At 64.2% G+C, this 26,860-nt stretch carries 31 protein-coding genes and 1 riboswitch; of the genes, 15 read left to right on the top strand and 16 right to left on the bottom strand.

Going from position 1 to position 26,860, the window contains the following annotated elements; genetic code table 11:
- Positions 1-86 precede the first annotated feature (86 nt).
- Genes E5221_RS03200 through E5221_RS03185 form a run of 4 tightly spaced genes read left to right on the top strand, consistent with a single transcriptional unit; the run spans position 87 to position 3,818 of the window.
- The gene (locus E5221_RS03200) at positions 87-1,835 is read left to right on the top strand and encodes a copper resistance system multicopper oxidase (protein ID WP_247846843.1); all 1,749 of its coding nucleotides are present in this window, start codon (positions 87-89) and stop codon (positions 1,833-1,835) included.
- 14 nt (positions 1,836-1,849) lie between these two features.
- Complete coding sequence (locus E5221_RS03195; protein ID WP_232881189.1) at positions 1,850-2,179, top strand: hypothetical protein; 330 nt, start codon at positions 1,850-1,852, stop codon at positions 2,177-2,179.
- Complete coding sequence (locus E5221_RS03190; protein ID WP_182329877.1) at positions 2,169-3,131, top strand: copper resistance protein B; 963 nt, start codon at positions 2,169-2,171, stop codon at positions 3,129-3,131. The genes E5221_RS03195 and E5221_RS03190 overlap by 11 nt, the downstream gene beginning before the upstream one ends.
- A gap of 9 nt (positions 3,132-3,140) precedes the next feature.
- On the top strand, positions 3,141-3,818 hold the full coding sequence (locus tag E5221_RS03185; RefSeq protein WP_247846842.1) for a c-type cytochrome: 678 nt from the start codon (positions 3,141-3,143) through the stop codon (positions 3,816-3,818).
- Positions 3,819-3,837: 19 nt separating this feature from the next.
- Here the strand turns inward: E5221_RS03185 and E5221_RS03180 are convergent, their stop codons facing one another.
- From E5221_RS03180 to E5221_RS03170, 3 genes are all read right to left on the bottom strand, one after another.
- Positions 3,838-4,947 (bottom strand): NAD(P)/FAD-dependent oxidoreductase, encoded by a 1,110-nt coding sequence (locus E5221_RS03180; protein WP_247846841.1) that lies wholly within the window; start codon positions 4,945-4,947, stop codon positions 3,838-3,840.
- A gap of 392 nt (positions 4,948-5,339) precedes the next feature.
- On the bottom strand, positions 5,340-5,603 hold the full coding sequence (locus E5221_RS03175) for a DUF3077 domain-containing protein (protein WP_015268787.1): 264 nt from the start codon (positions 5,601-5,603) through the stop codon (positions 5,340-5,342).
- A gap of 657 nt (positions 5,604-6,260) precedes the next feature.
- The gene (locus tag E5221_RS03170) at positions 6,261-7,466 is read right to left on the bottom strand and encodes an RtcB family protein (protein WP_247846840.1); all 1,206 of its coding nucleotides are present in this window, start codon (positions 7,464-7,466) and stop codon (positions 6,261-6,263) included.
- A 91-nt stretch (positions 7,467-7,557) separates the two neighbouring features.
- A riboswitch (FMN riboswitch) is annotated at positions 7,558-7,699 on the top strand.
- Between the two features lie 80 nt (positions 7,700-7,779).
- On the opposite strand from E5221_RS03170, the gene ribB reads away from it, so the two are divergent.
- The 4 genes from ribB (at position 7,780) to dxs (ending at position 11,837) form a co-directional block, all read left to right on the top strand.
- Complete coding sequence (gene ribB / locus E5221_RS03165; protein WP_039614625.1) at positions 7,780-8,430, top strand: 3,4-dihydroxy-2-butanone-4-phosphate synthase; 651 nt, start codon at positions 7,780-7,782, stop codon at positions 8,428-8,430.
- A 207-nt stretch (positions 8,431-8,637) separates the two neighbouring features.
- Positions 8,638-8,880 carry an exodeoxyribonuclease VII small subunit gene (locus E5221_RS03160; RefSeq protein WP_003255380.1) on the top strand — a complete coding sequence of 81 codons (243 nt, stop codon included), beginning with the start codon at positions 8,638-8,640 and terminating at the stop codon, positions 8,878-8,880.
- Positions 8,877-9,764 carry a (2E,6E)-farnesyl diphosphate synthase gene (gene ispA / locus E5221_RS03155; protein ID WP_039614624.1) on the top strand — a complete coding sequence of 296 codons (888 nt, stop codon included), beginning with the start codon at positions 8,877-8,879 and terminating at the stop codon, positions 9,762-9,764. Before E5221_RS03160 ends, ispA begins: the two co-directional genes overlap by 4 nt.
- Before the next feature lie 177 nt (positions 9,765-9,941).
- Positions 9,942-11,837: a 1-deoxy-D-xylulose-5-phosphate synthase gene (gene dxs / locus E5221_RS03150; protein ID WP_024086183.1), complete on the top strand. Its 1,896-nt coding sequence runs from the start codon at positions 9,942-9,944 to the stop codon at positions 11,835-11,837.
- Positions 11,838-11,972: 135 nt separating this feature from the next.
- Here dxs and E5221_RS03145 read toward each other — a convergent pair whose 3' ends face one another.
- The 12 genes from E5221_RS03145 to nrdR all read right to left on the bottom strand — a co-directional run bounded on the left by E5221_RS03145 (position 11,973) and on the right by nrdR (position 20,810).
- Positions 11,973-12,785, bottom strand: coding sequence for a cobalamin-binding protein (locus E5221_RS03145; RefSeq protein WP_247846839.1), 813 nt, complete (start codon positions 12,783-12,785; stop codon positions 11,973-11,975).
- Entirely contained in the window at positions 12,785-13,204 is a 420-nt protein-coding gene (locus tag E5221_RS03140; protein ID WP_075044459.1) for an MFS transporter, read from the bottom strand. The genes E5221_RS03145 and E5221_RS03140 overlap by 1 nt, the downstream gene beginning before the upstream one ends.
- Entirely contained in the window at positions 13,201-13,818 is a 618-nt protein-coding gene (ribA, locus tag E5221_RS03135; protein ID WP_003260612.1) for a GTP cyclohydrolase II, read from the bottom strand. Before ribA ends, E5221_RS03140 begins: the two co-directional genes overlap by 4 nt.
- A 263-nt stretch (positions 13,819-14,081) precedes the next feature.
- Positions 14,082-14,825 (bottom strand): transporter substrate-binding domain-containing protein, encoded by a 744-nt coding sequence (locus tag E5221_RS03130; protein ID WP_102083490.1) that lies wholly within the window; start codon positions 14,823-14,825, stop codon positions 14,082-14,084.
- A gap of 16 nt (positions 14,826-14,841) precedes the next feature.
- Positions 14,842-15,345 carry a phosphatidylglycerophosphatase A gene (locus tag E5221_RS03125; protein ID WP_004376077.1) on the bottom strand — a complete coding sequence of 168 codons (504 nt, stop codon included), beginning with the start codon at positions 15,343-15,345 and terminating at the stop codon, positions 14,842-14,844.
- The gene (gene thiL / locus E5221_RS03120) at positions 15,342-16,310 is read right to left on the bottom strand and encodes a thiamine-phosphate kinase (protein WP_102083491.1); all 969 of its coding nucleotides are present in this window, start codon (positions 16,308-16,310) and stop codon (positions 15,342-15,344) included. The genes E5221_RS03125 and thiL overlap by 4 nt, the downstream gene beginning before the upstream one ends.
- A gap of 18 nt (positions 16,311-16,328) precedes the next feature.
- Entirely contained in the window at positions 16,329-16,829 is a 501-nt protein-coding gene (gene nusB / locus E5221_RS03115; RefSeq protein WP_013970674.1) for a transcription antitermination factor NusB, read from the bottom strand.
- On the bottom strand, positions 16,826-17,302 hold the full coding sequence (ribE, locus tag E5221_RS03110; RefSeq protein ID WP_003255395.1) for a 6,7-dimethyl-8-ribityllumazine synthase: 477 nt from the start codon (positions 17,300-17,302) through the stop codon (positions 16,826-16,828). Before ribE ends, nusB begins: the two co-directional genes overlap by 4 nt.
- Before the next feature lie 92 nt (positions 17,303-17,394).
- Positions 17,395-18,486: a bifunctional 3,4-dihydroxy-2-butanone-4-phosphate synthase/GTP cyclohydrolase II gene (gene ribBA, locus E5221_RS03105; protein WP_003259341.1), complete on the bottom strand. Its 1,092-nt coding sequence runs from the start codon at positions 18,484-18,486 to the stop codon at positions 17,395-17,397.
- A gap of 18 nt (positions 18,487-18,504) precedes the next feature.
- Positions 18,505-19,170, bottom strand: a complete 666-nt coding sequence (locus E5221_RS03100; RefSeq protein WP_003255399.1) for a riboflavin synthase — start codon at positions 19,168-19,170, stop codon at positions 18,505-18,507.
- Positions 19,171-19,212: 42 nt separating this feature from the next.
- Positions 19,213-20,343: a bifunctional diaminohydroxyphosphoribosylaminopyrimidine deaminase/5-amino-6-(5-phosphoribosylamino)uracil reductase RibD gene (gene ribD / locus E5221_RS03095; protein ID WP_085721425.1), complete on the bottom strand. Its 1,131-nt coding sequence runs from the start codon at positions 20,341-20,343 to the stop codon at positions 19,213-19,215.
- 2 nt (positions 20,344-20,345) lie between these two features.
- Entirely contained in the window at positions 20,346-20,810 is a 465-nt protein-coding gene (gene nrdR / locus E5221_RS03090) for a transcriptional regulator NrdR (protein WP_003255402.1), read from the bottom strand.
- Positions 20,811-20,916: 106 nt separating this feature from the next.
- Between nrdR and E5221_RS03085 the strand changes: the two genes are divergently transcribed.
- The 3 genes from E5221_RS03085 to trxA are packed head-to-tail and all read left to right on the top strand — an operon-like array spanning position 20,917 to position 22,945.
- Positions 20,917-21,369 (top strand): YbaY family lipoprotein, encoded by a 453-nt coding sequence (locus E5221_RS03085; RefSeq protein ID WP_039614618.1) that lies wholly within the window; start codon positions 20,917-20,919, stop codon positions 21,367-21,369.
- Positions 21,370-22,041, top strand: coding sequence for a 50S ribosomal protein L11 methyltransferase (locus E5221_RS03080; RefSeq protein ID WP_003259339.1), 672 nt, complete (start codon positions 21,370-21,372; stop codon positions 22,039-22,041).
- Positions 22,042-22,072: 31 nt separating this feature from the next.
- Positions 22,073-22,945, top strand: coding sequence for a thioredoxin (gene trxA, locus E5221_RS03075; protein WP_013970670.1), 873 nt, complete (start codon positions 22,073-22,075; stop codon positions 22,943-22,945).
- A gap of 131 nt (positions 22,946-23,076) precedes the next feature.
- Here the strand turns inward: trxA and E5221_RS03070 are convergent, their stop codons facing one another.
- Positions 23,077-23,421, bottom strand: a complete 345-nt coding sequence (locus E5221_RS03070; protein ID WP_102083493.1) for a hypothetical protein — start codon at positions 23,419-23,421, stop codon at positions 23,077-23,079.
- A gap of 130 nt (positions 23,422-23,551) precedes the next feature.
- On the opposite strand from E5221_RS03070, the gene E5221_RS03065 reads away from it, so the two are divergent.
- The 4 genes from E5221_RS03065 to E5221_RS03050 all read left to right on the top strand — a co-directional run bounded on the left by E5221_RS03065 (position 23,552) and on the right by E5221_RS03050 (position 26,751).
- Entirely contained in the window at positions 23,552-24,130 is a 579-nt protein-coding gene (locus E5221_RS03065; RefSeq protein ID WP_102083494.1) for a DUF2796 domain-containing protein, read from the top strand.
- Positions 24,131-24,841, top strand: coding sequence for an ABC transporter ATP-binding protein (locus tag E5221_RS03060; RefSeq protein WP_061551351.1), 711 nt, complete (start codon positions 24,131-24,133; stop codon positions 24,839-24,841).
- Positions 24,841-26,106 (top strand): ABC transporter permease, encoded by a 1,266-nt coding sequence (locus E5221_RS03055; RefSeq protein WP_247846838.1) that lies wholly within the window; start codon positions 24,841-24,843, stop codon positions 26,104-26,106. Before E5221_RS03060 ends, E5221_RS03055 begins: the two co-directional genes overlap by 1 nt.
- Positions 26,107-26,256: 150 nt before the next feature.
- Positions 26,257-26,751: a DUF3299 domain-containing protein gene (locus E5221_RS03050; protein WP_038408606.1), complete on the top strand. Its 495-nt coding sequence runs from the start codon at positions 26,257-26,259 to the stop codon at positions 26,749-26,751.
- The last annotated feature ends 109 nt before the right edge of the window (positions 26,752-26,860 follow it).

Raw genomic sequence — 26,860 nt, 5'->3', positions numbered from 1 at the left:
AGATTGTGGGGGGCTTCTAGCCCCACGGCCTGGGGCGTTGAACCGCCTGAATACCAGCAACTTTTCGACTGACTGGACGCAACGGCATGCAAAGCAAAACCACCAGACGCTCTTTCGTCAAAGGCCTGGCCGCTACCGGACTGCTTGGCGGGCTTGGCATGTGGCGCGCGCCGGTCTGGGCCGTGACCAGCCCGGGCCAACCGAGTGTGCTGAGCGGCACCGACTTCGATCTCTACATCGGTGAGCTGCCGGTCAACATTACCGGCGCTGCGCGCACAGCGATGGCCATCAACGGCTCCATTCCCGGGCCCATCCTGCGCTGGCGCGAAGGCGATACCGTCACGCTGCGTGTGCGCAACCGCTTGCAGCAGGACACCTCCATCCACTGGCACGGCATCATCCTGCCGGCGAACATGGACGGGGTGCCGGGCCTGAGCTTCCATGGCATCGCCCCCGACGGCATGTATGAGTACAAGTTCAAGGTCCAGCAGAACGGCACCTACTGGTACCACAGCCACTCCGGTTTCCAGGAGCAGGTCGGGGTGTATGGTGCCCTGGTCATCGACGCGAAAGAGCCTGAGCCGTTCACCTATGACCGGGACTACGTGGTCATGCTCAGCGACTGGACGGATGAAGACCCTGCACGGGTGCTGTCCAAGCTCAAGAAGCAGTCCGACTACTACAACTACCACAAGCGCACGGTGGGCGATTTCGTCAACGATGTGAGCGAAATGGGCTGGTCCGCCGCGGTAGCCGACCGCAAGATGTGGGCCGAGATGAAAATGAGCCCCACCGATCTCGCTGACGTGAGCGGCTACACCTACACCTACCTGATGAACGGCCAGGCCCCCGACGGTAACTGGACGGGCGTGTTCAAGCCGGGCGAGAAAATCCGCCTGCGCTTCATCAACGGCTCGGCCATGACGTATTTCGATGTGCGAATTCCCGGCCTGAAGATGACGGTTGTCGCGGCGGATGGGCAGCATGTCAAACCCGTTGCGGTCGACGAGTTCCGCATTGCCGTTGCCGAAACCTACGATGTCATCGTCGAACCCGAAAGCGAGCAGGCTTACACCATTTTCGCCCAATCCATGGACCGTACCGGGTATTCCAGGGGCACCCTGGCGGTTCGCGAGGGCTTGCAGGCCCCTGTTCCCGCTGTCGATCCACGGCCGACCATTTCCATGAGCGATATGGGCATGGACCATGGCGGTATGGGCGGTATGGGCGGTATGGGCGGTATGGGCGGCATGGATCACGGCAGCATGGCCGGCATGGACCATGGCGAAATGGCTGGCACCAGCGCGCCCATGCAGAGCCACCCAGAGTCCGAGACCAACAACCCCCTGGTCGACATGCAAACGATGACCCCGACGCCAAAACTGGGCGATCCGGGCATCGGCCTGCGTGACAACGGCCGCCGTGTGCTGACCTATGCCGACCTGCGCAGCACCTTCCCGGACCCGGACGGCCGCGCGCCTGGTCGCACAATCGAGTTGCACCTAACCGGCCACATGGAAAAGTTCGCGTGGTCCTTCGACGGCATCAAGTTTTCCGATGCCGAGCCACTGCGCCTCAAGTATGGCGAGCGCCTGCGCATCACCCTGGTCAACGACACCATGATGACTCACCCCATCCACCTGCATGGCATGTGGAGCGACCTGGAGGATGAGAACGGCAACTTCATGGTGCGCAAACACACGATCGACATGCCGCCTGGCTCAAAACGAAGCTATCGCGTCACGGCAGATGCCTTGGGGCGCTGGGCCTATCACTGTCACCTGCTGTTCCACATGGAAATGGGCATGTTCCGCGAAGTCCGCGTGGACGAATGAACTGGAGATCCGAGATGAGCAAACCAATGAAACGAAGCGCGTTTTTTCTCTCTGCTGCGATAGCCGGCCTGTTTGCAGTTTATGCCCCATCATCCTGGTCCGACGGCAACGATCAGCAGTCTGCCGATGCCAAGGAAGCCAGGAGTGCCCAAGGCATGGACCATGGTGCGATGAAGGGCATGGACCATGGCGCCATGAAAGGGATGGATCACAGCTCGATGAAAGGTATGAACCATGACGCCATGAAGGGTATGGACCATGGTTCGATGCAGGGCATGGACCACGGCAAGATGATGGAATCCCATGGCAGTAACAAAGCCAAGGCAGGGAAAGATGCTCAATAGCCTGGCACGACCATCGCTGCTGGCACTGACCGTTACGCTGGGGGCGCTGGGCGCTGCGCCCAGCTTCGCCGCTGAAGAAATGGACCATTCGATGATGGACCACGGCGAGATGGATCATGGCAGCATGCAGGGCATGGACCATGGCGCGATGAATCATGGAGCTATGAATCATGAGGCTATGAATCATGAGGCTATGGACCATTCGACAATGAACCAAGGCTCGGCGGATACACCGACAACAAGCCGTACCCCGATCCCGGTCCTGACCGACGCCGACCGCCAGGCAGCCTTCCCCCCATTGGGTGGGCATCAGATGCACGACAGTGCTATCAACAGCTTCTTCCTGCTGGATCAGCTCGAGTACCAGGATGCGAATGAAGGCAGCACGCTGGCCTGGGATGCTTCTGGCTGGGTAGGCGGCGATATCAACCGGCTGTGGATCCGCTCCGAAGGTGAACGCACCAACGGTGTCACCGAGGATGCCGAATTGCAGCTGCTGTACGGCCGCTCGATCAGCCCATGGTGGGATGTGGTTGCCGGGGTGCGCCAGGACTTCAAGCCTGAATCTCCCCAGACCTGGGCGGCGTTCGGTATCCAGGGCATGGCGCTTTACGACTTCGAAGCCGAAGCCACCGCGTTCATTGGCGAGAACGGCCAGACTGCCGCTCGCCTGGAAGGCGACTATGACATTCTGCTGACCAACCGCCTGATCCTGCAGCCGACCGCTGAAGTCAACTTCTATGGCAAGGACGACCCTGGGCGCGGCGTAGGTTCCGGCCTGGCAAATACCGAAGTCGGGCTGCGCCTGCGCTATGAAATTGTCCGCCAGTTCGCCCCCTACATCGGCATCACCTGGAGCCGCTCCTACGGCAAAACCGCCGATTTCGTCCGCGACGACGGTGGTGATGTGGATGAAGCGCGTTTCGTGGCCGGTATCCGCATGTGGTTTTGAGAACCAGACATGAAAAGAACAATAACAACGCTTCTTGCAGCAGGCGCAGTGGCCTGCGTGGCCATGCTGGGTGCTGCGTACTCCGGCCTGGTCAACGTGGGGGCCGATGATCCCCATTTCCCCGCCGTGCATGCGTTTCTGGCCATGGCCCGGGACCGCTCCATCGCAGTACGGGCCAGGGACATCGAGGTGCCAGACCTGAAAGATGAAGCGCTGATTCGTACCGGCGCCGGTAACTACAATGCCATGTGCATCGGTTGCCACCTTGCCCCTGGCGTCGAGAAGACCGAGCTCAGCCAGGCTCTGTATCCATCACCCCCCAACCTGACCATAAGCGGTATCGGTGGCGACCCTGCTGCGGCGTTCTGGATCATCAAGCACGGCATCAAGGCCTCCGGCATGCCGGCCTGGGGCAAGAGCATGGGCGATGAATACATCTGGGGCATCGTCGCCTTCCTGGACCAGCTACCCCAGTTGAACGCCGAGCAGTACAAAACGATGGTCGCGGCCAGTGGCGGCCACCAGCATGGTGGTGGCGAAAGTGAAATGCACAACCATGAAGGCCAGCACCGCGGCAACGTGCCTGGCCACCATGGTGAGCAGGCCTCGGGCGCAGGCCAGCATGATGAGGGGCATTCAAAGGCCCATACTCATCGCGATGGCAAGCAGCACATGCATAAAGACTGAAGGCAGCTTGGCACTGCCCTCAGTTGTCACGCAGGGTATGCAGCACGCGATCCGCCAATGCCAGGCAACTGGTCAACCCCGGTGACTCGATGCCAAACAGGTTCACCAACCCCGGCACACCATGCTCGGCGGGCGTACTGATGACAAAGTCTGCCGCCGGGTCCTGCGGGCCGCTGATCTTCGGGCGGATGCCGCTGTAGGCCGGTTGCAGGCTGGCGTCTGGCAGGTCGGGCCAATAGCGCCGTACTGCAGCGTAGAAGCTGTCGCCGCGTCGGGGGTCTACCGGGTAGTCGATATTTTCCACCCACTCCACATCCGGGCCGAAGCGCGCCTGGCCGCCCAGGTCGAGGGTCATGTGCACGCCCAGGCCGGCGTGCTCCGGTGCGGGGTACACCAGGTGCCGAAATGGCGCGCGACCGCTCAGGCTGAAATAGCTGCCTTTGCATAGATAGGCCTTGGGCACATGGGCCGGATCGAGGCCGGTGATGTGCCCAGCGACTTCAACTGCCGATAACCCGGCGCAGTTGACCAGCCGCTGGCAGGTCAGGCTCATCGGCTCGGCACCGCCCATGTCCAGGCTGAAACCGGCCTCGATCACCCGCGCGGCAAGCAGTGGGGTATGCAGTACCAAGGTGGCGCCTGCGGCCTCGGCGTCACCCAGCAGGGCGAGCATCAAACCGTGGGAGTCGATGATGCCGGTGGACGGCGAGCACAGCGCGGCGACACATGACAGCGCCGGCTCCAACTCACGCGCCTGGTCGGCGTCGAGCCATTGCAGGTCATCGACACCATTGCGCCGGCCCTGCTCCAGCAGGCGCTGCAAGCCTTCGACCTGGGCCGCATCGGTGGCGACGATCAGTTTGCCGAGGCGTTGGTATTCAACGCCCCGACTGTCGCAATAGGCATACAGGCGTTGCTTGCCCTCGACACACAACTGCGCCTTCAGGCTGCCATCGGGGTAATACAGGCCGGCGTGGATCACCTCGGAGTTGCGCGAGCTGACCCCGACGCCAATGCCCTCGCCCGCCTCCACCACCAGCACTTCATGGCCAGCCTGGGCCAGGGCGCGCGCCACCGCCAGGCCGACCACGCCGGCCCCGACCACCACACACTCGATATCAACGCTCACCTGCACCTCGCTTGTCGAAAGGCTTGACTGGCCTGTATCACCCCAGGCGCCACTCTAATCAAGCGGGCCATCAGGTGTATACCGACAGGTTTGCAGCGCCTGTGAGACCGAGCGCCGCCCGCGCGGCGCTTCGTAGCACAAGGCTGCTCCTACATTTGTTTCGGGCCAATATCGCCTGTGCCAGGGGCGTGCGGTCGCCTTGTTTGTGCGACGCGATATCACGGCATGCGCCAAGGCGTTCGCGCGCGAATTACACAGGAAGGACTGGCCCGAAACAGATGTAGGAGCAGCCTTGTGCTGCGAAGCGCCGCGCGGGCGGCGCTCGGTCTGACAGGCGCTGAAACTGCCGCGGCGAACACCTTGCGGCCCTCATGCGACCTAAAGGCAAACGCTCACTGCCCCATGCCCAATTCAGCATCATCCATCAGCGCCTTGGCCATCGCACTCAGGTAGTGCGCAGCCCAGATCATCATCGGCTTCTCATCCATCAGGCCGGTGATGGTCAGTTCGCGGACATAGCCCATCAACTCTGAGGACTGCTCGCGGGCATCGCGGCAGGGGATGCCGGGCTCGATGCGGAACAGTGGATGGGTGCCGTGTTCGCCTTGGTAGAAGGTGGTTTTGCCGACGGTGAACTGGGTGTCTTCTGTGGTCATTGTTGAATCCCCCTGAAATTTCTCGACTGCTTGCTCTGGCCCATTCGCGGGTGAACCCGCTCCTACATGGACCACCGATCGTTGTAGGAGCGGGTTTACCCGCGAAAAGGCCGGCCCAGACAACACATCACTCAAGCCTCAGTGCAAAGTCCGAGGCTGAGCGGGCAGCAGCATGGCCTGATGCACAACGGTCGCCGCGCACAGAGCGTAGTCCGTGGCCCGGATCAGGGTGTCTTCAAGGGAATGAATATCGTGGGGTGGATCGGGGACAATCTTAAGCATGGTGAGGTTCTCAGTTGATTGGCTAGAACCGCCACTCATTACTTGCAGTGTGATGGGTGGCGGCCACGTACAGGTCTGCAAGACCGGCAGAGAACGAAACCGGCAGGTTCGAAAACCTCCCGTACGCAGCCACCAACAAGCGCGCGCAATGGCATGCCATTGGCTATTGGTGATCGGTAATCGTTCTCTGAGCGGGCTTGCAGGCCCGGTCGCTGATTTGGCAACGACAGGCCCACACTAGGCCGCCAGGAACACCACCGCAATGGCTCAAGGGCGCTAGGAAGCTATTTCAGAAATGGCCTACGCGCAACGGGAAAAATCTGATTATCAGAAGTCATACCGCGGCTCGAATGAAGGGATATCTCGGTAAACCCGTCAGCCCTTCACACACACCACCTGCTGCAAGGTGTGCACCACCTCCACCAAGTCCTGCTGCGCGCGCATCACCGCATCGATGTCCTTGTAGGCCATGGGGATCTCGTCGATCACCTCCTTGTCCTTGCGGCATTCCACATGCGCCGTGGCCCGCCGCTGGTCTTCCACGGTGAAGCGGCTCTTGGCCTTGGTCCGGCTCATCACCCGGCCGGCACCATGGCTGCAGGAACAGAAAGACTCCTCGTTGCCCAGCCCTTGCACGATGAAGCTCTTGGCCCCCATCGAGCCGGGAATGATGCCCAACTGCCCTTTCTGCGCCGACACCGCCCCCTTGCGCGTCACCAGCACCTCTCGGCCAAAATGCTGCTCGCGCTGCACATAGTTGTGGTGGCAGTTCACCGCTTCCAGGCTGGCCTCGAACGGTTTGCCGAGCGCCTTGCGAGCCGCACCGACCACCGCCAGCATCATCAGCTCGCGGTTCTGCCTGGCGTAGTCCTGCGCCCACTCCACCGCTTCCACGTAGTCGGCGAAATGGCGGCTGCCTTCCTCGAAATACGCCAGGTCCTTGTCCGGCAGGTTGGCCAGGTGCTGGCGCATGTCGGCCTGGGCCAGTTCGATGAACAGGTTGCCAATGGCATTGCCCACGCCCCGGGAGCCGCTGTGCAGCATGAACCAGACGCGGTCGGCCTCGTCCAGGCACACCTCGATGAAGTGGTTGCCGCCGCCCAGCGTCCCCAGGTGATGGCGGTTATTGGTCTTCTCCAGGCGCGGGTACTTGTCGGTGATGGCCTTGAAGCGCCAGGCCAACTGCCCCCAGGCCTTGTCCGCCTTGGCTGGCACATCGGCCCAGGCGCCCTGGTCATGTTTGCCGAAGGTCTTGCCATGCGGCACGGCGTGCTCGATGGCATTGCGCAGGCCATGCAGGTTGTCCGGCAGGTCGCGGGCGTACAGCGACGTGCGCGCGGCGATCATTCCGCAGCCGATATCCACACCCACCGCGGCGGGGATGATTGCGTCAACCGTGGGGATCACACTGCCGATGGTCGAGCCCTTGCCCAGGTGCACGTCCGGCATCACAGCCAGGTGCTTGAAGATGAACGGCATCCTGGCTGTGTTGAGCAGTTGCTTGCGGGCGTCGTCTTCCACCGGTACGCCGTCGGTCCACAACTTGACCGGCTTGCCGCCGGCGACCTGGAGAATGTCCATGGGGCTGTTCCTCGAATGCATAGCCGAATGATACCGCCAAAGGTCGTAGAGCCGTCGGTTGCCAGCGAGGTGGCAATGTGCTGTATGCTTGGCGGGTCTTCAGGGCGGGGTGAAAGTCCCCACCGGCGGTAAATCGAAAGATGAGCCCGCGAGCGCCCCGGCCATGCCGGGGGTCAGCAGATCTGGTGAGACTCCAGAGCCGACGGTCATAGTCCGGATGAAAGAAGGCGTCAGGCAGGGGCCATCCGGGCGCCCCTGCGCGCGCATTTTGTTCGCCCCGAGACGTTCATCGATCATTCACGAGGAGCGTTTCATGTCCACCACGCACCACCCGCAATTCCCCAATGTCAGCGCCGCCATCGCCGCCTTCCGGGCCGGGCGCCCTGTGCTGCTGCTCGACGACGACGACCGCGAGGACGAAGCGGACATCATCGCCGCCGCCGAGAACATCTCGCTGCAGACCATGGCCATGATGATTCGCGATTGCAGCGGCATCGTCTGCCTGTGCCTGGACGAGGCCACCGTCGACGAACTGCAACTGGCACCCATGGTGCAGAACAATCAGGCCCGCCATGGCACCGGCTTCACCGTCACCATCGAGGCGGCGGAAGGCATCACCACCGGGGTGTCCGCCCAGGACCGCATCACCACCATTGGCGCGGCATTGCGCTCTACTGCGGACCAGCGCCATATCGTCAGCCCGGGGCATGTATTCCCGCTGCGCGCCCGCAATGGCGGGGTGCTGACCCGCCGTGGCCACACCGAAGGCTCGGTAGACCTGGCACGCCTGGCCGGGTTGCGCCCGGCGGCAGTGCTGTGCGAACTGATGAACCCCGATGGCACGATGGCCCGTGGCGAGCAGGTGGCGGTGTATGCGCGGCAATACAATCTGCCGGTGCTGACCATCGAGGAACTGGCGCGGTACCGTGAGGCCATGCTGGAGCTCGAGGCAGAGCCAGCCTGATCCACCGCACGGGGCCGCTTTGCGGCCCATTCGCGGGTAAACCCGCTCCCACAGGGACCGCGCAGACTCGGAACCGGTGCAGTACCTGTGGGAGCGGGTTTACCCGCGAAGAGGCCGGCAAGTGCAACCTCAGGCTGCCGGAAGTTTGCTCCCCCCGCCCCGCTCTGCTAGTGTCGCGCCGTTCTGAATGCCACCGAGACAGTCGCCATGGCCCGCAAAAAAGCCTCCCTCGATTTCGAGCAATCCCTCGCAGACCTGCAAGCACTGGTCGAGCGCCTGGAGAACGGCGAGTTGTCGCTGGAAGAGTCGCTGGCCGCCTTCGAGCAAGGCATCGCCCTGACCCGCGATTGCCAGGGCGCCCTGGCCCAGGCCGAACAGAAGGTGCAGATCCTGCTGGAACGCGATGGCGAACTGGCTGCCCAGCCCTTCGACGCGGAGCCGGAAGCATGATCGGCACCTACCAGGCCAGCTGCCAGGCGCGGGTCGACGCCGCCCTCGAACCGTTGTTCGTCGCCCCGACCAAGGAACTCGAACGCCTTTACGCCGCCATGCGCTACAGCGTGATGAACGGTGGCAAACGCGTTCGTCCGCTGCTGGCCTACGCGGCCTGCGAAGCCTTGGGCGCCCCGGCCGAACAGGCCAACGGCGCAGCCTGTGCGGTGGAACTGATCCACGCGTACTCGCTGGTGCATGACGACCTGCCGGCCATGGATGACGACGACCTGCGCCGCGGCCAGCCGACCACCCACAAAGCCTTCGATGAAGCCTGCGCGATCCTCGCCGGCGACGGTCTGCAGAGCCTGGCCTTCAGCGCCCTGCTCGACCCGCGCCTGAGCCCACAGGCTGACAGCATTCGCCTGGCCATGGTCCAGGCCCTGGCCAAGGCTGCCGGCCCGGCAGGCATGGTCGGTGGCCAGGCCATCGACCTGGGCTCGGTTGGCCTGAAGCTGGACCAGCAGGCGCTGGAGTTCATGCACCGGCACAAGACCGGCGCGCTGATCGAAGCCAGCGTGCGCCTCGGCGCCCTGGCCAGCGCCCGCGCCGAACAGGCGCAACTGGATGCCTTGCAGACCTATGCACAGGCCATCGGCCTGGCGTTCCAGGTGCAGGACGACATCCTTGACGTGGAAAGCGACACCGCCACCCTGGGCAAACGCCAGGGGGCCGATATCGCCCGTGACAAACCGACCTACCCGGCGCTGCTGGGCCTGGAAGCGGCCAAGGCCTATGCGATCGAACTGCGCGACCAGGCGCTGGTCGCACTGCAAGGGTTCGGCGAAAAGGCCGAACCGCTGCGGGCGTTGGCGCGTTACATCGTCGAACGCCGCAATTAAGCAACGACACCAATCCCTGTGGGAGCGGGTTTACCCGCGAATGCGATGTCGAGTTTACCGCCGCATTCGCGGGTGAACCCGCTCCCACAGGGGCCGCGTAACCCGTGGTTGAATGGGCAGTATTTCCTACAATGGGGTAAACTGCCGCGTCTTCACACACCTATAACGACTCGCCTGATGCCCACGACGTTTCAAGAGATCCCCCGCGAACGCCCGGTCACGCCGTTGCTCGACCGCGCTGACACGCCTGCCGGCCTGCGCCGGCTGGCCGAAGCCGACCTGGAGACCCTGGCCGACGAACTGCGCCAGGAACTGCTCTACACCGTGGGTCAGACCGGTGGGCATTTTGGTGCCGGCCTGGGCGTCATCGAGCTGACCATCGCCCTGCACTATGTCTTCGACACCCCCGACGACCGGCTGGTGTGGGACGTGGGGCACCAGGCCTACCCGCACAAGATCCTCACCGGGCGCCGTAACCGCATGCTCAGCCTGCGCCAGAAGGACGGCATCGCCGCCTTCCCGCGTCGCAGCGAGAGCGAGTACGACACCTTCGGCGTCGGCCACTCCAGCACCTCGATCAGCGCCGCACTGGGCATGGCCATTGCCGCCCGCCTGCAGAACAGCGACCGCAAGTCGATCGCGGTGATCGGTGACGGCGCGCTGACCGCCGGCATGGCCTTCGAGGCGTTGAACCACGCCCAGGAAGTCAACGCCGACATGCTGGTGATCCTCAACGACAACGACATGTCGATTTCGCGCAATGTCGGCGGCCTGTCCAACTACCTGGCCAAGATCCTCTCCAGCCGCACCTACGCGAGCATGCGCGAAGGCAGCAAAAAAGTGCTGTCGCGCCTGCCAGGCGCCTGGGAAATCGCCCGCCGCACCGAGGAGTACGCCAAGGGCATGCTGGTGCCGGGCACGCTGTTCGAAGAACTGGGCTGGAACTACATCGGCCCGATCGACGGCCACGACCTGCCGACCATGATCGCCACCCTGCGGAATATGCGTGACCTCAAGGGCCCGCAGTTCCTGCACGTGGTGACCAAGAAGGGCAAGGGCTTCGCCCCGGCCGAGATCGACCCGATCGGCTACCACGCCATCACCAAGCTGGAGCCGGCCGACAAACCCGCCGCACCGAAGAAAGCCAGCGGCCCGAAATACTCCGCGGTATTCGGCCAGTGGCTGTGCGACATGGCTGCCGCCGACAACCGCCTGGTGGGCATTACCCCGGCGATGAAGGAAGGCTCCGACCTGGTCGAGTTCAGCGAGCGCTACCCGGAGCGTTACTTCGACGTGGCGATTGCCGAGCAACATGCCGTGACCCTGGCGGCCGGCATGGCCTGCGAGGGCAGCAAGCCGGTGGTGGCGATCTACTCCACCTTCCTGCAGCGCGCCTACGACCAGCTGATCCACGACGTGGCGGTACAGAATCTTGACGTGCTGTTCGCCATCGACCGCGCCGGCCTGGTCGGCGAAGACGGCCCGACCCACGCGGGCAGCTACGACCTGTCGTACCTGCGCTGCATCCCGGGCATGCTGGTGATGACCCCAAGCGACGAAAACGAACTGCGCAAGATGCTCAGCACCGGCCACCTGTACAACGGCCCGGCGGCTGTGCGCTACCCGCGTGGCACCGGCCCGAACGCGCCGATCAGCGGTGACCTGGAGCCGCTGGAAATCGGCAAGGGCGTGGTCCGTCGCCAGGGCGAGAAAGTCGCCTTGCTGGTGTTCGGCGTGCAACTGGCCGAGGCCATGCAGGTGGCCGAGCAGATCAACGCTACCGTTGTGGACATGCGTTTCGTCAAACCGCTGGACGAGGCGCTGGTGCTGGAGCTGGCTGCAAGCCATGAGCTGCTGGTAACCATCGAAGAAAACGCCATCATGGGCGGTGCCGGTGCGGCTGTGGGTGAGTTCCTGGCCAGCCAGGCGATCGTGAAACCGCTGCTGCACCTGGGGTTGCCGGACATCTATGTCGAGCATGCCAAGCCGGCGCAGATGCTGGCTGAGTGCGGGCTGGATGCGGCTGGGATCGAGGCTTCGGTGAAGGCTCGGATGGCCAGGCTCGGGTTGTAATCCCTTGGGGGCCGCTTTGCGGCCCTTTCGCGACACAAGGCCGCTCCCACAAAGGTCGTGCAAGCCACCAAGCCTTGCGCAGTCCCTGTGGGAGCGGCCTTGCGTCGCGATCGAGGGCGCAGCCCTCGCAAAAGCTTACTTGGACGCCGGCGCGTTAGCCTCGAGCAACGCACACAAACGCGCCGTAGCTTCGATCATCTGCCCACTAGGCCGCTCCAGGCCCTTGTCTGGCACCACCAGTAAACGATCACCGGCAACTGCACGCAGTTGTGGCCAGGCCTTCCAACCCGCCAGCTGCGCCTCATCACCCGCCAGAATGACCTGCGGGTTGCGCAGCAGCACAGACTCCACATTTACCTGCGGCGCCGCCTGGGTGAGATCGGCGAAGACATTACGCGCGCCGCAAACGGCCAGGGCATCACTGACCACCTGCCGGCCACCGAGCGTATACAGCGGTCGGTCCCAGACCTGGTAGAACACCTGCAGGGGCTCGTCCCGTCGATACTGCTGGCGCAGCTGCCGCAGCCGGTCACGCAGGGCCTGGGCATACCGATGGCCCTGTTCGGCACGGCCGATTCGTTCGGCGATGGCTTCGATCTGCTCGATCAGCTGGTCGATATCATTGGGTTCTGCGCTGTACGTTGCGATACCCAGGCGCTTGAGCTGGTCGCGTTGGGCCGGCGGCACGCTGCCCGGCCACAGCAGCAACAGGTCGGGGCGCAGGCTGAGCAGGCGTTCGAGGTCCAGTTGCCCCTGGCGTCCCACCGAGGGCAACTCGCGCAGCGCCGCCGGCCGTTCGCCACCGTCGAGCACACCGACCAGCAGGTCATCGGCCTGCAGTTCGAGCATGATCTCGCTCATCGACGGGGCCAGGCTGACCACTCGCAGGGGTTCGGCGGCCAGTGTGGAGCAGACGAGCAGCGCCAACAGGCCGGGCAGCAGGCGCATCAGCCGAGCTGGCGTGGAATGCGATAGAGGTACAGCACCACTGCGGTGGACAACGCCAGCAGGATCTGTGGCACCGCCTCGAGGCCGACCAGCACCGACAAGGCGGCGACCCAGGCCGGGAAGCAGGCATACAGCATGGCCAGGCGCCGCACCCGCGCCAGCTCGATCCAGGCGGCGGGCTCTTCACCAGTGCCGAGCACCTTGGATGTGGCGATGAGGGCGCGCTTGTAGGCACCGAAGCGCGGCAGGCTGAGGAACATGGTCGCCGCGCCGGCAATGAACAGTGGCATGGCCAACACCGAGGCCAGCGCATCACCGCCACCGAAGGCCCAGGCCATCACTGGCAGCGGCACCAGGCCCACCGCCAGGTATTGCCACCAGGCCAGCGCCAGGCGCCGCTTGACCTCGGCGCGGGTCACGCCTGAGGCACCTCGCCCTGGTGCTCGTTACCCAGCATGTGGCCCAGCTTGCCGGCCTTGGTTGCCAGGTAGTAGCGGTTGTGCGGGTTGTGCCCGGTGTGCAGCGGTACGCGCTCGGCGACGACGATGTTCATGTCGGTCAGGGCTTTGACCTTGCGCGGGTTGTTGGTCATCAGGCGCAACGACTTCACGCCCAGGTGCTCCAGCATCGGCAGGCACATGGCGTAGTCGCGCTGGTCGGCGGCGAAGCCCAGGCGCTCGTTGGCCTCGACGGTATCGGCGCCACCGTCCTGCAACTCATAAGCGCGAATCTTGTTCAGCAGACCGATGCCACGGCCTTCCTGGCGCAGGTACAGCAGCACGCCACGGCCTTCACGGGCGATGGCCTGCAGCGCGGCTTCCAGCTGCGAGCCGCAGTCGCAGCGCTGGCTGAACAGGGCATCGCCGGTCAGGCACTCGGAGTGCAGGCGCCCCAGCACCGGCTGGCCGTCCGCGATGTCACCCAGGCTGAGCACCACGTGCTCACGGCCAGTGGCTTCGTCGAGGAAGCCATGCATGGTGAAGGTCGCGAAGGGAGTCGGGAGTTTAGAGGCGGCAACAAAGACGACGGGCACGTTGTGCTCCTGGAATAAGTTTAAATTTCTCGTGGGCCGATTGTATCAGCAGGTTGGGGGATGTGGGCTGGCTGAATACCGTGGGGTAAGATCGAAAAGTTCGATGCTTATTAGGCCATCGATCAACCCTGCCCCCTACGCGGGCTTCTGTGGGAGCGGGTTTACCCGCGAAGAAGGTAACGCGGTGCCTGGCACCGGCTTCGCCGGTGTTCGCGGGTAAACCCGCTCCCACAGGGACCGCACAGGCCTTGGTGCTCTGCGCCTCAATGCGGTTTGCTATCCGGGCTGAACGGATACGGCTGCTGCCAGTGCTCGAAGATCGGCTTCAGCTCACCACTGCGCACCAGCTCGGCCATGCGCTTGTCGAACAGGTCGCGCAGGGCCTTGGCCTGGTCGCTGCGGGCAAAGGCCAGGTACAGAGGCAGTTCGGCCACATGGGTGCGGCGGAAGCGCTCGGGCTGGGAGGTCTGGCCGAGCACGTAGTCGATCTCGGTCAGCGCATCGATGTAGAAGTCCACGCGGTCATGCTCGAGCATCGGCAGGATGCCTTCGCGGCGCTGGACTTCGCGGAAGTCATGCACATCGGGCAGATAGCTACCGAAGTCGTAGCCACGCACCCAGGCCAAGCGGTAGCGGCCTATGGTCTGCCGAGTAGGCACTGGCTTGCTGACCAACCCTAGCGCGTAGATGTGGTCCATGTCGAAGTGCCAGCGCGGGTACAGGTTGTCGTCGTTCTCTTCCTTGTACGAGCCTACCCAGGCGTCAGCCTCGCCACGCTTCACCAGCCCGACCGCACGGCTGTAGGGCGCGCTCTGGGTCACTACCTTGACCCCGGCCGGCTCGAACACCTTGCGCAGCACGTCCCAGGCTACCCCGGTACCGTCGGCGTTGGTGTAGTCGAGCCACTCTTCACTGACCAGGTGGATCTGTTTCGGCACACCCTCGGCAGCCGCCGCCCATGGTGCAAGGCTCAGCAGCATTGCCACCAGCACGGTCCTCATGGCCATTCACACGCTCCCTGTATCAGGCAACCGCCCAAACCAGAACCTGCATCCCCAGCCAGGCAAACACGCCAGCCAGGATATCGTCGAGCATGATGCCAACGCCCCCATGCACATGGCGGTCGACCCAGCGGATCGGCCACGGCTTGAGAATGTCGAAGAAGCGGAACATCAGGAACCCCGCCAGCAGCCACTGCCAGCCTTCCGGCACCAGCCAGAGGGTTATCCACATGCCGACGATCTCGTCCCAGACAATGCCTTCATGGTCGTGCACGCGCAAGTCATTGGCGACCTTGCCGCATAGCCAGAAGCCGAACAGCATGCTCACGCCCAGCAACAGCCAGTAGCCCCAGTCGGGCAGCATCTGCCACAGCGGGATGAACGGTATGGCCACCAGCGAGCCCCAGGTGCCCGGCGCCTTTGGCAAGGTGCCAGAACCGAAACCGAAGGCGATGAAGTGCCACGGGTTGCGCCAGACCGAAGGCGGAACAAACTCCGCAGGCACCTGGTTGGGGTGATCGGTCACGGTGTCTCCCTAAAATGTTGATAGCCGCGTTGCCGCGGGGTGATGTCCTGGCCCTGCCGGTCGCGCAGGCTCACACCCTGCCCTTCGAGCACCCGCCCGATGACATGGAACGCCGCCAGGCCTTGTGCCTGCAGGGATGAAAGCTCGGCTGGCGGCAAGGTGAACGCCAGCACATAGTCGTCGCCACCGGTCAGCGCCGCCTGCACGGCCGCCTCGGCACCGAGGAACCCCTGCAGAGCGGCTGACACTGGTACCTGCTCCAGGTTCACCTCGAGCGCCACACGGGAGGCCTTGGCGATATGCCCGCAGTCGGCCAGCAAGCCGTCGGAAATATCCAGCGCCGAGGTGGCACGCCCGCGCAGCAGTTGGCCCAGGGCGAACTGTGGCGATGGCGACCAGTAATGGTCGAGCAACGGTTGCGCCAGCGCGGCATCCGCCTGGCGCTGGCCCAGCACCAGCGGCAAGGCACCCGCCGCATTGCCCAGCTCACCGCCCACGCACAGCAAGTCGCCCGGACGAGCCCCGCCACGGCGCAACGCCTGCCCCGCCGGAACCCGGCCGAACACGGTCATGGTGATACTCAGGGGGCCGCGAGTGGTGTCGCCACCGATAAGGCTTAGCTGGCAATGGCCGGCCATGCGGTTGAGGCCGCTGGCGTAGGCTTGCAGCCAGTCGGCGCTGACCTCGGGCAAGGTCAGGGCAAGGGTGAAGCCGATGGGGGTGGCGCCCATGGCAGCCAGGTCGCTGGCCGCCACGGCCAGCGAGCGCTGGCCGAGCAACCAAGGGTCGCACAGAGCCGGAAAATGCACCCCGGCAACCAGGGTGTCGGTGGACACTGCCAGTTGCTCGCCGACAGGAAGGCCCAGCAAGGCGCAGTCGTCACCAATGCCAAGGGCCACGCCTTCACCGCCTTGCGCACAGGGCGCGGCGGCGAAGTAATGGCTGATCAGCTCGAACTCACCCATGGTCCGCAAGCGCCAGGATCAGCGCTTGTTCGCCTTGACTTCTGCTTCGCGCAGGTTCGGGGCCAGCTTGTCCAGCACACCGTTGACGAACTTGTGGCCGTCGGTGGCACCGAAGACCTTGGCCAGCTCGACACCTTCGTTGATCACCACGCGGTACGGTACGTCGACGCGCTTGATGAACTCCCAGGTAGACAGACGCAGCACGGCCAGCTCGACCGGGTCGAGCTCTTCCAGTGCCAGGTCCAGGCATGGCTTCAGGGCGCTGTCGATTTCGCTCTTGATCGCCGGGACCCCATGGAGGATCTCGCGGAAATAAGCGCCGTCGACATCGGAGAAATCGTTATCGACCCGGAACTGCGCTTCGATCTCGTTCAGCGAATGCTGCGCCATGTGCCACTGGTACAGCGCCTGGGTCGCGAGCTTGCGGGCTTCGCGGCGCTTGGCACTCTTCGATGGCTTGCCGGCATCCGCAGGTTTTGGATCGCGCGGGTTGAAACGATCGCTTTCGTCGCTAATCACTTGGCCTCCAACTGCGCCAGCAGGCTGACCATTTCCAGAGCGGACAGGGCAGCTTCAGCACCTTTGTTACCGGCCTTGGTGCCGGAACGCTCGATGGCCTGCTCGATGGAGTCGACGGTCAGTACGCCGAAGGCCACCGGAACACCGAACTCCATGGACACCTGGGCCAGGCCCTTGGTGCATTCGCCCGCCACGTATTCGAAGTGCGGGGTACCACCACGGATCACGGCGCCCAGGGCGATGATCGCGTCGTAGGCGCCTTGCTGGGCGACCTTCTGTGCCACCAGCGGGATTTCGAATGCACCCGGGGCACGGATGATGGTGATGTCGCTTTCGCTGACACCGTGGCGTACCAGGGCATCAACGGCACCGCTTACCAGGCTTTCGACGACGAAGCTGTTGAAGCGGCCAACCACCAAAGCATAGCGACCTTTGGGGGCGATGAAGGTACCTTCGATGGTCTTCAGGGTCATTCCGATATTCTCATCTTCAAGAGCGAGGCCGCATGCTGGCGGCCTCGACAGGGGTATGGACTCGAGCTGGAGGGCGTCACTGCCGCCTCAAGTCACTCGGAGGGCACGTATTCTACAACTTCCAGATCGAATCCGGATATCGCGTTGAACTTCATCGGCGAACTCATCAGGCGCATCTTGCGCACACCGAGGTCGCGCAGGATCTGCGAACCTGCACCCACGGTGCTGTAGGTAGTCGGTGCCTTGACTGGTGCATCGCCAGCGCTTTCGCGGATGTGCGCCAGCAACACGTCGCCGTCCAGCGGATGCCCCAGCAGCAATACCACGCCGCTGCCGGCCTCGGCCACGGCAGCCATGGCGGCGCGCAGGCTCCAGCGGCCCGGTTGCTTGACCAGCAGCAGGTCGCGCAGCGGGTCCATGTTGTGTACGCGGACCAGGGTCGGCTCTTCGGCGCAGATCTTGCCCAGGGTCAAGGCCATGTGCACGTCGCCTTCCACCGCGTCGCGGTAGGTGACCAGGTTGAACTCACCCAGCTCGCTCTCGACCGGTTGCTCGGAGACGCGCTGCACGGTGCGCTCGTGGATCATGCGGTAGTGAATCAGGTCGGCGATGGTGCCGATCTTCAGGCCGTGCTCGGCGGCAAACACTTCCAGTTCGGCGCGGCGCGACATGGTGCCGTCGTCGTTCATCACTTCGCAGATCACGCCGCTCGGCTCGAAACCGGCCATGCGCGCCAGGTCGCACGCGGCCTCGGTGTGGCCGGCACGGGCCAGGGTACCGCCAGGCTGGGCCATCAGCGGGAAGATGTGGCCAGGGCTGACGATGTCTTCGGCCTTGGCGTCCTTGGCAGCGGCCGCCTGCACGGTACGTGCGCGGTCAGCGGCGGAGATGCCGGTGGTGACACCTTCGGCGGCTTCGATCGACACGGTGAACTTGGTGCCGAAGCCCGAGCCGTTGCGCGGCGCCATCAGCGGCAGCTTCAGCGTTTCGCAACGCTCGCGGGTCATCGGCATGCAGATCAGGCCACGGGCGTGCTTGGCCATGAAATTGATATGTTCGGGCAGGCAGCACTCGGCTGCCATGATGATGTCGCCTTCGTTTTCGCGATCTTCGTCATCCATAAGGATGACCATTTTGCCCTGGCGGATGTCTTCGACCAGTTCTTCGATGCTGTTGAGCGCCACGCGGCACCCCCTTCTCAATCAGGATTTCAAGAAGCCGTTGGCGGCCAGGAAGCTTTCGGTAATGCCACTGCCCTTGCTCGGTTCGGCGGCCTTGTCACCCAGCAGCAGACGCTCCAGGTAACGGGCCAGCAGGTCGACCTCAAGGTTTACCCGACGCCCTGCACGGTAGTCGGCCATGATGGTTTCGGACAGGGTGTGCGGGACAATGGTCAGCTCGAACTCGGCGCCATTGACCTCGTTGACCGTCAGGCTGGTGCCGTCGACGGTGATCGAACCCTTGTGGGCGATGTACTTGGCCAGTTCCTTCGGTGCACGCACGCGGAACTGGATGGCGCGGGCGTTATCGCTGCGCGAGATGATTTCGCCGACCCCGTCGACGTGGCCGCTGACCAGGTGCCCGCCCAGCCGGGTAGTGGGAGTCAGGGCTTTTTCTAGGTTGACCTTGCTGCCGCTCTTGAGGTCGATGAAGGCGGTGCGCTTGAGGGTTTCGACGCTGACGTCGGCCCAGAAGCCGTCGCCCGGCAGTTCGACGGCGGTCAGGCACACGCCGTTGACGGCGATGCTGTCGCCGAGCTTGACGTCACCCAGGTCGAGCTTGCCGGTTTCGACGTAGACGCGCACGTCGCCACCCTTGGGAGTCAGGCTGCGGATGGTGCCGATGGATTCGATGATGCCGGTGAACATTGGGTCTTCCTCAAAAACGTTTTGCGCAGGGCAAGCCAGGCATTATACGCGGGGTGCCGGCAGGGGGATGGCCGTGACCCGCCAGTCATCGCCCACTGCGCGCATTTCGGTAATTTTCAGCCGCGGCGCTTCGCTCATCTTGTCCAGTGGCCAGTCCAACAGCGGACGGGCCTGGGAACCAAGGAACGTGCCGGCGACGAAAAGCTGGTACTCGTCGATCAGGCCTTGCCGGGCGAAGGCGCCGACCAGGCCGGCACCGGCTTCCAGCAGGACTTCGTTGATGCCGCGGGCCGCCAGGGCCTGCAGCAACGCCGACAGGTCTACCTGGCCATTGTCACCCGGCAAGCTGAGCAGTTCGTGGCCGGCAGCGGCATAGCGCGGGTCATCTGCGACAGCGGTCACCACCAGCGCCGGGCCAGCCTGGAAGAACGGCGCATCCAGCGGCAGGCGCAGGTGGCCATCGATCAGCACGCGCAGCGGTGTGCGGCTGAGAGCCAGGGCAGTGGTTTCGGCATCCAGGCCCAGCTCGGCGCCGCGCACGGTCATCCGCGCGTTGTCGGCCAACACGCTGGTGGCGCTGGTCAGTACCACGCTGGAGCGGGCGCGCAGGCGCTGCACCGCCGAGCGGGCGGCCGGGCCGGTGATCCACTGGCTTTCGCCACTGGCCATGGCGGTGCGGCCATCCAGGCTCATGGCCAGCTTGGCGCGAACGAACGGCAGGCCGTGCTCCATGCGTTTGAGGAAACCGGGGTTGAGTGCGCGGGCCTCGGCCTCGAGCACGCCGCTGGCCACTTCGATACCGGCTTCGGCCAGGCGCCGCAAGCCCTGCCCCGCCACTTGCGGGTTGGGGTCCTGCATGGCGGCTACCACCCGTGCCACGCCTGCCTTGACCAGCGCTTCGGCGCACGGCGGCGTGCGGCCATGGTGGCTGCACGGCTCGAGGGTGACATAGGCACAGGCGCCACGGGCACGCTCACCGGCCTGGCGCAGCGCATGCACTTCGGCATGCGGCTCGCCGGCGCGTACATGCCAGCCTTCGCCAACCACCTCGCCATCGCGCACGATCACGCAGCCTACGCGCGGGTTCGGGTGGGTGGTGTACAGGCCCTTGCGCGCCAGCTCCAGCGCGCGGGCCATGTAGTGGGCGTCGAGGATGGCAGCTTGGCTGGGCATGTTCACTCTTTAGCCGGCTCGCGAGCCAGGCGGTCGATTTCTTCGCGGAACTCGTCGAGGTCCTGGAAGCGCCGGTAAACCGAGGCAAAACGGATATAGGCCACTTCGTCGAGCTTGCGCAGCTCGGCCATGACCATCTCACCCACCACCAGCGATTTGACTTCACGCTCGCCGGTGGCACGCAGGCGGCTCTTGATATGCGCCAGCGCAGCTTCCAGGCGCTCGACGCTGACCGGGCGCTTTTCCAGTGCCCGTTGCATGCCGGCTCGCAGTTTTTCTTCGTCGAAGGGTTGGCGCGTGCCGTCCTGCTTGATCAGCCGGGGCAGCACCAGCTCAGCGGTTTCGAAGGTGGTGAAGCGCTCGCCGCAGGCGACGCATTCACGGCGGCGGCGCACCTGCTCGCCCTCGGCGACGAGGCGAGAGTCGATTACCTTGGTGTCGTTGGCACCGCAAAAGGGACAGTGCATGGTGGCAGGCAACAAAAAAAGGGAGGGCCATGGTAGCGCATCCCACTGGCAAGACAAGCCAAAGGGGTTAACATCCATGGGAAATCTGCCCGTGAAGGACTACCCCATGCACTACCGAGCGCTCGTCGTGCTGTGCTGCGCCGCCCTGCTCGCTGCCTGCGGCAGCGACAGGCCGAAGCCCGACACCCCTCCGGCACCCACGCCAGCCCGCACGGCCAAGCCGGCCGCAGTACTGGGCCCGCTGCCGGCCTACCAGCGCGAGCTGAGCGGCACCTTGCTGGAAATCCCCGCCGGTGCCGACGTGGAGCTGGCCTTGCTGGTCATCGACGAACGCGACCGCCCACAACGCTTGCTGGCCAGCAGCAATCTGACTGGCACCGGCCAGGCCCTGCCCTACCAACTGCGCTTCAACCCCGAGGCCTTCCCCGCTGGTGCCCGGGTCGAGCTGCGCGGCCGCGCCAGCAGCTCTGGCCAGCTGATCATGCACCTGCCGCCGGTGCGCATTACCCAGGCCCAGACCCAGGCCACCGGCCCGCTGCGTTTCGAGAAGGCGCCGTAAGTGGCGCCAGTCTCCCTACAACAGCCCCTGCAACAGGCCCTCAGCGGCCTGATCGGCGAAGCGCGTCTTGTCGTCAGCGAGCTGCCCGGCTGCGACCTCAAGCTGTGGCTGATCGACGACCAGAACATGGACCGCGCCTTCAGTAGCGAGGAGACTCGGCGCATTCTTGAAGATCCGCCCTACTGGAGCTTCTGTTGGGCCAGCGGCCTGGCCATGGCCCGTTATCTGGCCGAGCACCCGGAATGGGTAGCCGGCAAGCGCGTGCTGGATTTTGGCGCCGGCTCCGGTATCGCCGGTATTGCCGCCGCCCGCGCCGGTGCGCTGGAAGTGGTGGCCTGCGACCTCGACCCGCTGGCACTCGATGCCTGCCGCGCGAATGCCGCGCTGAACGGGGTGGAACTGGGTTACAGCAGCGATTTCTTCGCCGAAGACGACCGCTTCGATCTGATCCTGGTTGCCGACGTGCTGTACGACCGCGCCAACCTGCCGCTGCTGGATGCCTTCCTCGGCCGCGGGCGCCAGGCGCTGGTGGCCGACTCGCGGGTACGCGACTTCAGCCACCCGCTGTACCAGCAGCTGGGCGTGCTGGAAGCGCTTACCCTGCCAGACCTGGCCGAGCCGCACGAATTCCGCCGGGTCAGCCTGTACCACGCCAGCCGCGACACTTTATAGTGGTGTTATCCACGAGTTTGCGAGAGTCGCGATGACCCAAGACACGCCTTACATTTTCGACGCTACCGATGCCACCTTCCAGCAACTGGTTATCGAGAACTCCTTCCACAAACCGGTGCTGGTGGATTTCTGGGCCGAGTGGTGCGCGCCGTGCAAGGCACTGATGCCGCTGCTGGCGAAGATCACCGAGGGTTATCAGGGCGAGTTGCTGCTGGCCAAGATCAACTGTGACGTGGAGCAACAGGTAGTTGCCCAGTTCGGCATCCGCAGCCTGCCGACCGTGGTGCTGTTCAAGGACGGCCAGCCGGTGGACGGTTTTGCCGGTGCGCAGCCGGAATCGGCGATCCGCGCGATGCTCGAGCCGCACGTGCAACTGCCTGCCGCGCCTACCGCCTCGCCACTGGAGCAGGCCAAGGGACTTTTTGCCGAAAGCCGTTTTGCCGAGGCCGAAGCACTGTTGCAGGCACTGCTGGGTGAGGACAACAGCAATGCCGAGGCACTGATCCTGTATGCCCGTTGCCTGGCCGAGCGCGGGGAGCTGGGTGAGGCCCAGGTGGTGCTGGATGCGGTCAAGACTGACGAGCACAAAGCTGCACTGGCCGGTGCCAAGGCACAACTGACCTTCCTGCGCCAGGCCGCCAGTCTGCCGGAAGTGGCTGACCTGAAAAGCCGCCTGGCGCAGAACCCGCAGGATGATGAAGCGGCTTATCAGCTGAGCGTGCAGCAGTTGGCGCGCCAGCAGTATGAAGCGGCGCTGGAAGGGTTGCTGAAGCTGTTCCAGCGTAACCGTGGGTATGAGAACGGGCTGCCGCAGAAGGCGTTGCTGCAGGTGTTCGAGCTGTTGGGCGGTGATCACCCGCTGGTCGGCGTGTATCGTCGCAAGTTGTCGGCGGCGATGTTCTGACAATGCCGGGGCCGCTTTGCGGCCCATTCGCAGCACAAGGCTGCTCCTACACCACGTGTTGCGCAGTCCCTGTAGGAGCAGCCTTGTGCTGCGAATGGGCTGCAAAGCAGCCCCAAAAATCCTGAAAGCCTTCACCCAACCCAGTGATACACCGGCGCGTCCACGCCACTTTCCACCTTGACTTCACTGCTATGCCGCAAGCGCACCAGCAGCCGCTTACCCGCCGCCGTACTTCCCGCCAGCCCTTCGAGCCGATCCAGCAATTCCGGCCCGCTCATCTGCCCCGCCAGGCGCAACACCTCACACGCCGCAGTCCATTGCCCGTCATCCTGACGCGTTGTCGCCACGGTTTCGGTTGCTGCGGTCTGCGCCACCGCGGGCAATTCGATCTGCCGCCCCAGTTGTGCCCACTCTTCAGGCGCCAGCTCGATGGTCAGGTCCACAGGCCAATCACCAATCTGTCCACGAATTCTCATGCTGCATTCCCTGAACCCAAGTCAATGCCGCCATCCTACCCCAACATGAAACCTGCGCCACGCAGGCTGGCAGCACGGGGAAAAGCTGTTATAACATAACCCAATCTTCTTGCCCGCTCCGGAGTCGTCCATGCGTCGCCTGTTGCTTGCCCTGCCCTTCGCCTTGCTGCCCCTGGCCGTGGCCCATGCCCACGATGATGATCACGATCACGACCACGCCCACGGCACCCTCGGCGCCCACGAGCATGGCGTGGCCAAGCTCAATGCCGTGCTCGATGGCAACACCCTGGAGCTGGAGCTGGACAGCCCGGCAATGAACCTGGTCGGCTTCGAACACGCCGCCAACAGCGACGCCGACAAGGCCAAGGTCGCGGCGGTGCGCCAGCAGCTGGAGCAACCACTGAAGCTGTTCGGCCTGCCCGCCGCTGCCGGTTGCAAGGAAGACCAGCAGGAACTGGAAAGCCCGCTGTTCGGTGATGCCCCGAAAGCCGACGACGATGGTGACGAGCACGAGCACAGCCACCAGCACAGCGACATCGGCGCCCATTACCAGCTGACTTGCGCCAACCCCGACAAACTGGCGCAGGTGGACCTCGCTCCGCTGTTCAAGGCGTTCCCGGCTACCCAGAAAATCACCGTTCAACTGATCGGCCCCAATGGCCAGAAAGGCGCGGAAGCCACGCCAGCCAAGGCTGCGGTCGCGTTCTGAATGCGCCAGCCGTTGATCGAACTGCATGACCTGGTGTTTGCCTGGCCCGGCCAGCCGGCGCTGCTGGATATTCCGGCATTCCGCCTGGAAGCTGGCGAAGCACTGTTTCTCAAGGGTCCCAGTGGCAGTGGCAAGACCACATTGCTGGGCCTGCTGGGCGGGGTGAACGTACCGGGCCAAGGCCGCATCCAGTTGCTCGGCCAGGACCTCGGCCGCCTGGGCCAAGGCGCCCGTGACCGCTTCCGGGTCGACCACACCGGTTATATCTTCCAGCAGTTCAACCTGCTGCCGTTCCTCTCGGTACGCGAAAATGTCGAGCTGCCCTGCCGCTTCTCGCGCAGCCGCAAGGCCCGCGCCGAGCAACGCCATGGCAGTGTCGACCAGGCAGCCAGCACCTTGCTGGCCCACTTGGGCCTGGACGACCCCGCCCTGCTCGCCCGCCGCGCCGACAGCCTGTCGATCGGCCAGCAGCAACGGGTCGCTGCCGCCCGCGCACTGATCGGCCAACCCGAACTGGTGATCGCCGACGAACCGACCTCGGCGCTGGATGCCGACACCCGCGAAGCGTTCATCCGCTTGCTGTTCGATGAATGCCGCGCCGCCGGTACCAGCCTGCTGTTCGTCAGCCACGACCAGAGCCTGGCGCCGCTGTTCGACCGCCACCTGTCGCTGGCCGAACTCAACCGCGCCGCCAAGCCCCGGGAGGCCTGATGTACCTGCTCCGCCTTGCCTTGGCCAGCCTGGCCAACCGCCGCTTCACCGCATTCCTCACCGCCTTCGCCATCGCCCTGTCGGTGTGCCTGCTGCTGGCCGTGGAGCGGGTCCGTACCGAGGCCCGGGCCAGCTTCGCCAGCACCATAAGCGGTACCGACCTGATCGTCGGCGCCCGCTCCGGCTCGGTGAACCTGCTGTTGTACTCGGTGTTCCGCATCGGCAACGCCACCAACAACATCCGTTGGGACAGCTATGAGCACTACGCCAAGGACCCGCGGGTGAAATGGGCCATCCCCATCTCGCTGGGCGACTCGCACCGTGGTTATCGAGTGATGGGCACTACCGGCGACTACTTCAGCCATTACCAGTACGGCCGCCGCCAGCACCTGGAATTGAGCCATGGCCGCGCGTTTGCCGATGATCCGTTCGAGGTGGTGCTGGGTGCCGAAGTGGCCGAGGCATTGCACTACAAGCTGGGCGACAAGCTGGTGCTTGCCCACGGCGTGGCCGCGATCAGCCTGGTCAAGCACGACGACAAGCCGTTCACCGTAGTCGGAGTGCTCAAGCGCACCGGCACACCGGTCGACCGCACGCTGCATATCAGCCTGGGCGGCATGGAAGCCATCCACATCGACTGGCACAACGGGGTGCCGGCCCGTGGCGCCGGGCGTATCAGCGCCGAGCAGGCACGGACCATGGACCTGCAGCCTGCCGCCATCACTGCGTTCATGCTCGGCCTGAACAGCAAGATCGCGACATTCAGCCTGCAGCGGGAGATCAATGAATACCGCAGCGAGTCGTTGCTGGCGATCCTGCCCGGGGTAGCCCTGCAGGAGCTGTGGAGCCTGATGGGCACCGCGGAGCAGGCGTTGTTCGTGGTGTCGCTGTTCGTGGTGCTGACCGGCCTGATCGGCATGCTTACGGCGATTCTCACCAGCCTCAATGAACGCCGCAGGGAGATGGCGATATTGCGCTCGGTTGGTGCCAGGCCGTGGCATATCGCAGGGCTGCTGGTGCTGGAGGCACTGTCGCTGGCGGCGGTAGGGATCGCTGCAGGGCTTGGCTTGCTGTATGCGGGAATCGCCCTGGCACAAGGGTATGTGCAGGCCAACTATGGTTTGTACTTGCCGCTGGCCATGCCGAGTGCTCATGAATGGACATTGCTGGCTATCATACTGGGAGCTGCGCTGCTGATGGGCAGCGTACCGGCGTGGCGGGCCTATCGGCAGTCGCTGGCCGACGGCTTGTCCATTCACCTCTGAGGGCGTGCAATGATCCAATACCTCACTGCCTTCTTCGCGGGTGAACCCGCTCCCACAAGGTCCACCACAAGCTTCAAAGCCTATGCAGGACCTGTGGGAGCGGGTTCACCCGCGAAGAGGCCAGTACAGGCAGTACAACTACTACTGGTCATGCTGCTTTCGCTGGCATCGCCCACCTGGGCCTCGGAACCCCGCGAACTTGACTGGCCCGCCCTCATCCCCGAAGGCGCCCCGGTCATCCCGCCCCAACTCGCGCCGTTGCACGACATGTCGCAGCTCAGCAACGCCCTGTCCGCCGAGTCCGCCCCACCGGCGCGCCAGCAGGCTCCCGATGCTCCAGTGGTAAAAAGCCTCGACGGCCAGCAGATCAAACTGCCCGGCTACATCGTGCCGCTGGAGGTGAGCGAAGAAGGCCGCACCACCGAATTCCTGCTGGTCCCCTACTACGGCGCGTGCATCCACGTGCCACCGCCACCGTCGAACCAGATTGTGCACATCTTCAGTGAAATGGGCGTTCGCATAGAAGACCTCTACCAGCCCTACTGGATCGAGGGAAAGCTTCAGGTTAGAGCCTCCAGCAGCGAACTGGCCGATGCCGGCTACCAGATGGAAGCCGAGAAAATATACGCTTATGAGCTGAGATGAGAACTATTTCGAATTTGTGACGATGCTTCGTTGAGCTGGGTCAAACTTTCCGTTCAGACGCATCCGTACCATTGGACTACTCGATTACTCACGTCCTCTGGGAGCTTCC

This window comes from Pseudomonas sp. A2 (assembly GCF_023100865.1).
GTDB classification, from domain to species: Bacteria; Pseudomonadota; Gammaproteobacteria; order Pseudomonadales; family Pseudomonadaceae; genus Aquipseudomonas; species Aquipseudomonas asiatica.
Note: the sequence above shows the minus strand (reverse complement) of the source record. Positions and strands in the feature narration are given on the sequence as shown.

Bases quoted from the DNA above. Each gene is read 5' to 3' on its own strand.
- E5221_RS03200 (WP_247846843.1), top strand. From the start codon at position 87: ATGCAAAGCAAAACCACCAGACGCTCTTTCGTCAAAGGCCTGGCCGCT.
- E5221_RS03195 (WP_232881189.1), top strand. From the start codon at position 1,850: ATGAGCAAACCAATGAAACGAAGCGCGTTTTTTCTCTCTGCTGCGATA.
- E5221_RS03190 (WP_182329877.1), top strand. From the start codon at position 2,169: ATGCTCAATAGCCTGGCACGACCATCGCTGCTGGCACTGACCGTTACG.
- E5221_RS03185 (WP_247846842.1), top strand. From the start codon at position 3,141: ATGAAAAGAACAATAACAACGCTTCTTGCAGCAGGCGCAGTGGCCTGC.
- E5221_RS03175 (WP_015268787.1), bottom strand. From the start codon at position 5,603: ATGACCACAGAAGACACCCAGTTCACCGTCGGCAAAACCACCTTCTAC.
- E5221_RS03170 (WP_247846840.1), bottom strand. From the start codon at position 7,466: ATGGACATTCTCCAGGTCGCCGGCGGCAAGCCGGTCAAGTTGTGGACC.
- ribB (WP_039614625.1), top strand. From the start codon at position 7,780: ATGTCCACCACGCACCACCCGCAATTCCCCAATGTCAGCGCCGCCATC.
- E5221_RS03160 (WP_003255380.1), top strand. From the start codon at position 8,638: ATGGCCCGCAAAAAAGCCTCCCTCGATTTCGAGCAATCCCTCGCAGAC.
- ispA (WP_039614624.1), top strand. From the start codon at position 8,877: ATGATCGGCACCTACCAGGCCAGCTGCCAGGCGCGGGTCGACGCCGCC.
- dxs (WP_024086183.1), top strand. From the start codon at position 9,942: ATGCCCACGACGTTTCAAGAGATCCCCCGCGAACGCCCGGTCACGCCG.
- E5221_RS03145 (WP_247846839.1), bottom strand. From the start codon at position 12,785: ATGCGCCTGCTGCCCGGCCTGTTGGCGCTGCTCGTCTGCTCCACACTG.
- E5221_RS03130 (WP_102083490.1), bottom strand. From the start codon at position 14,825: ATGGCCATGAGGACCGTGCTGGTGGCAATGCTGCTGAGCCTTGCACCA.
- thiL (WP_102083491.1), bottom strand. From the start codon at position 16,310: ATGGGTGAGTTCGAGCTGATCAGCCATTACTTCGCCGCCGCGCCCTGT.
- ribE (WP_003255395.1), bottom strand. From the start codon at position 17,302: ATGACCCTGAAGACCATCGAAGGTACCTTCATCGCCCCCAAAGGTCGC.
- E5221_RS03100 (WP_003255399.1), bottom strand. From the start codon at position 19,170: ATGTTCACCGGCATCATCGAATCCATCGGCACCATCCGCAGCCTGACT.
- ribD (WP_085721425.1), bottom strand. From the start codon at position 20,343: ATGCCCAGCCAAGCTGCCATCCTCGACGCCCACTACATGGCCCGCGCG.
- nrdR (WP_003255402.1), bottom strand. From the start codon at position 20,810: ATGCACTGTCCCTTTTGCGGTGCCAACGACACCAAGGTAATCGACTCT.
- E5221_RS03085 (WP_039614618.1), top strand. From the start codon at position 20,917: ATGCACTACCGAGCGCTCGTCGTGCTGTGCTGCGCCGCCCTGCTCGCT.
- trxA (WP_013970670.1), top strand. From the start codon at position 22,073: ATGACCCAAGACACGCCTTACATTTTCGACGCTACCGATGCCACCTTC.
- E5221_RS03070 (WP_102083493.1), bottom strand. From the start codon at position 23,421: ATGAGAATTCGTGGACAGATTGGTGATTGGCCTGTGGACCTGACCATC.
- E5221_RS03065 (WP_102083494.1), top strand. From the start codon at position 23,552: ATGCGTCGCCTGTTGCTTGCCCTGCCCTTCGCCTTGCTGCCCCTGGCC.
- E5221_RS03060 (WP_061551351.1), top strand. From the start codon at position 24,131: ATGCGCCAGCCGTTGATCGAACTGCATGACCTGGTGTTTGCCTGGCCC.
- E5221_RS03055 (WP_247846838.1), top strand. From the start codon at position 24,841: ATGTACCTGCTCCGCCTTGCCTTGGCCAGCCTGGCCAACCGCCGCTTC.
- E5221_RS03050 (WP_038408606.1), top strand. From the start codon at position 26,257: ATGCTGCTTTCGCTGGCATCGCCCACCTGGGCCTCGGAACCCCGCGAA.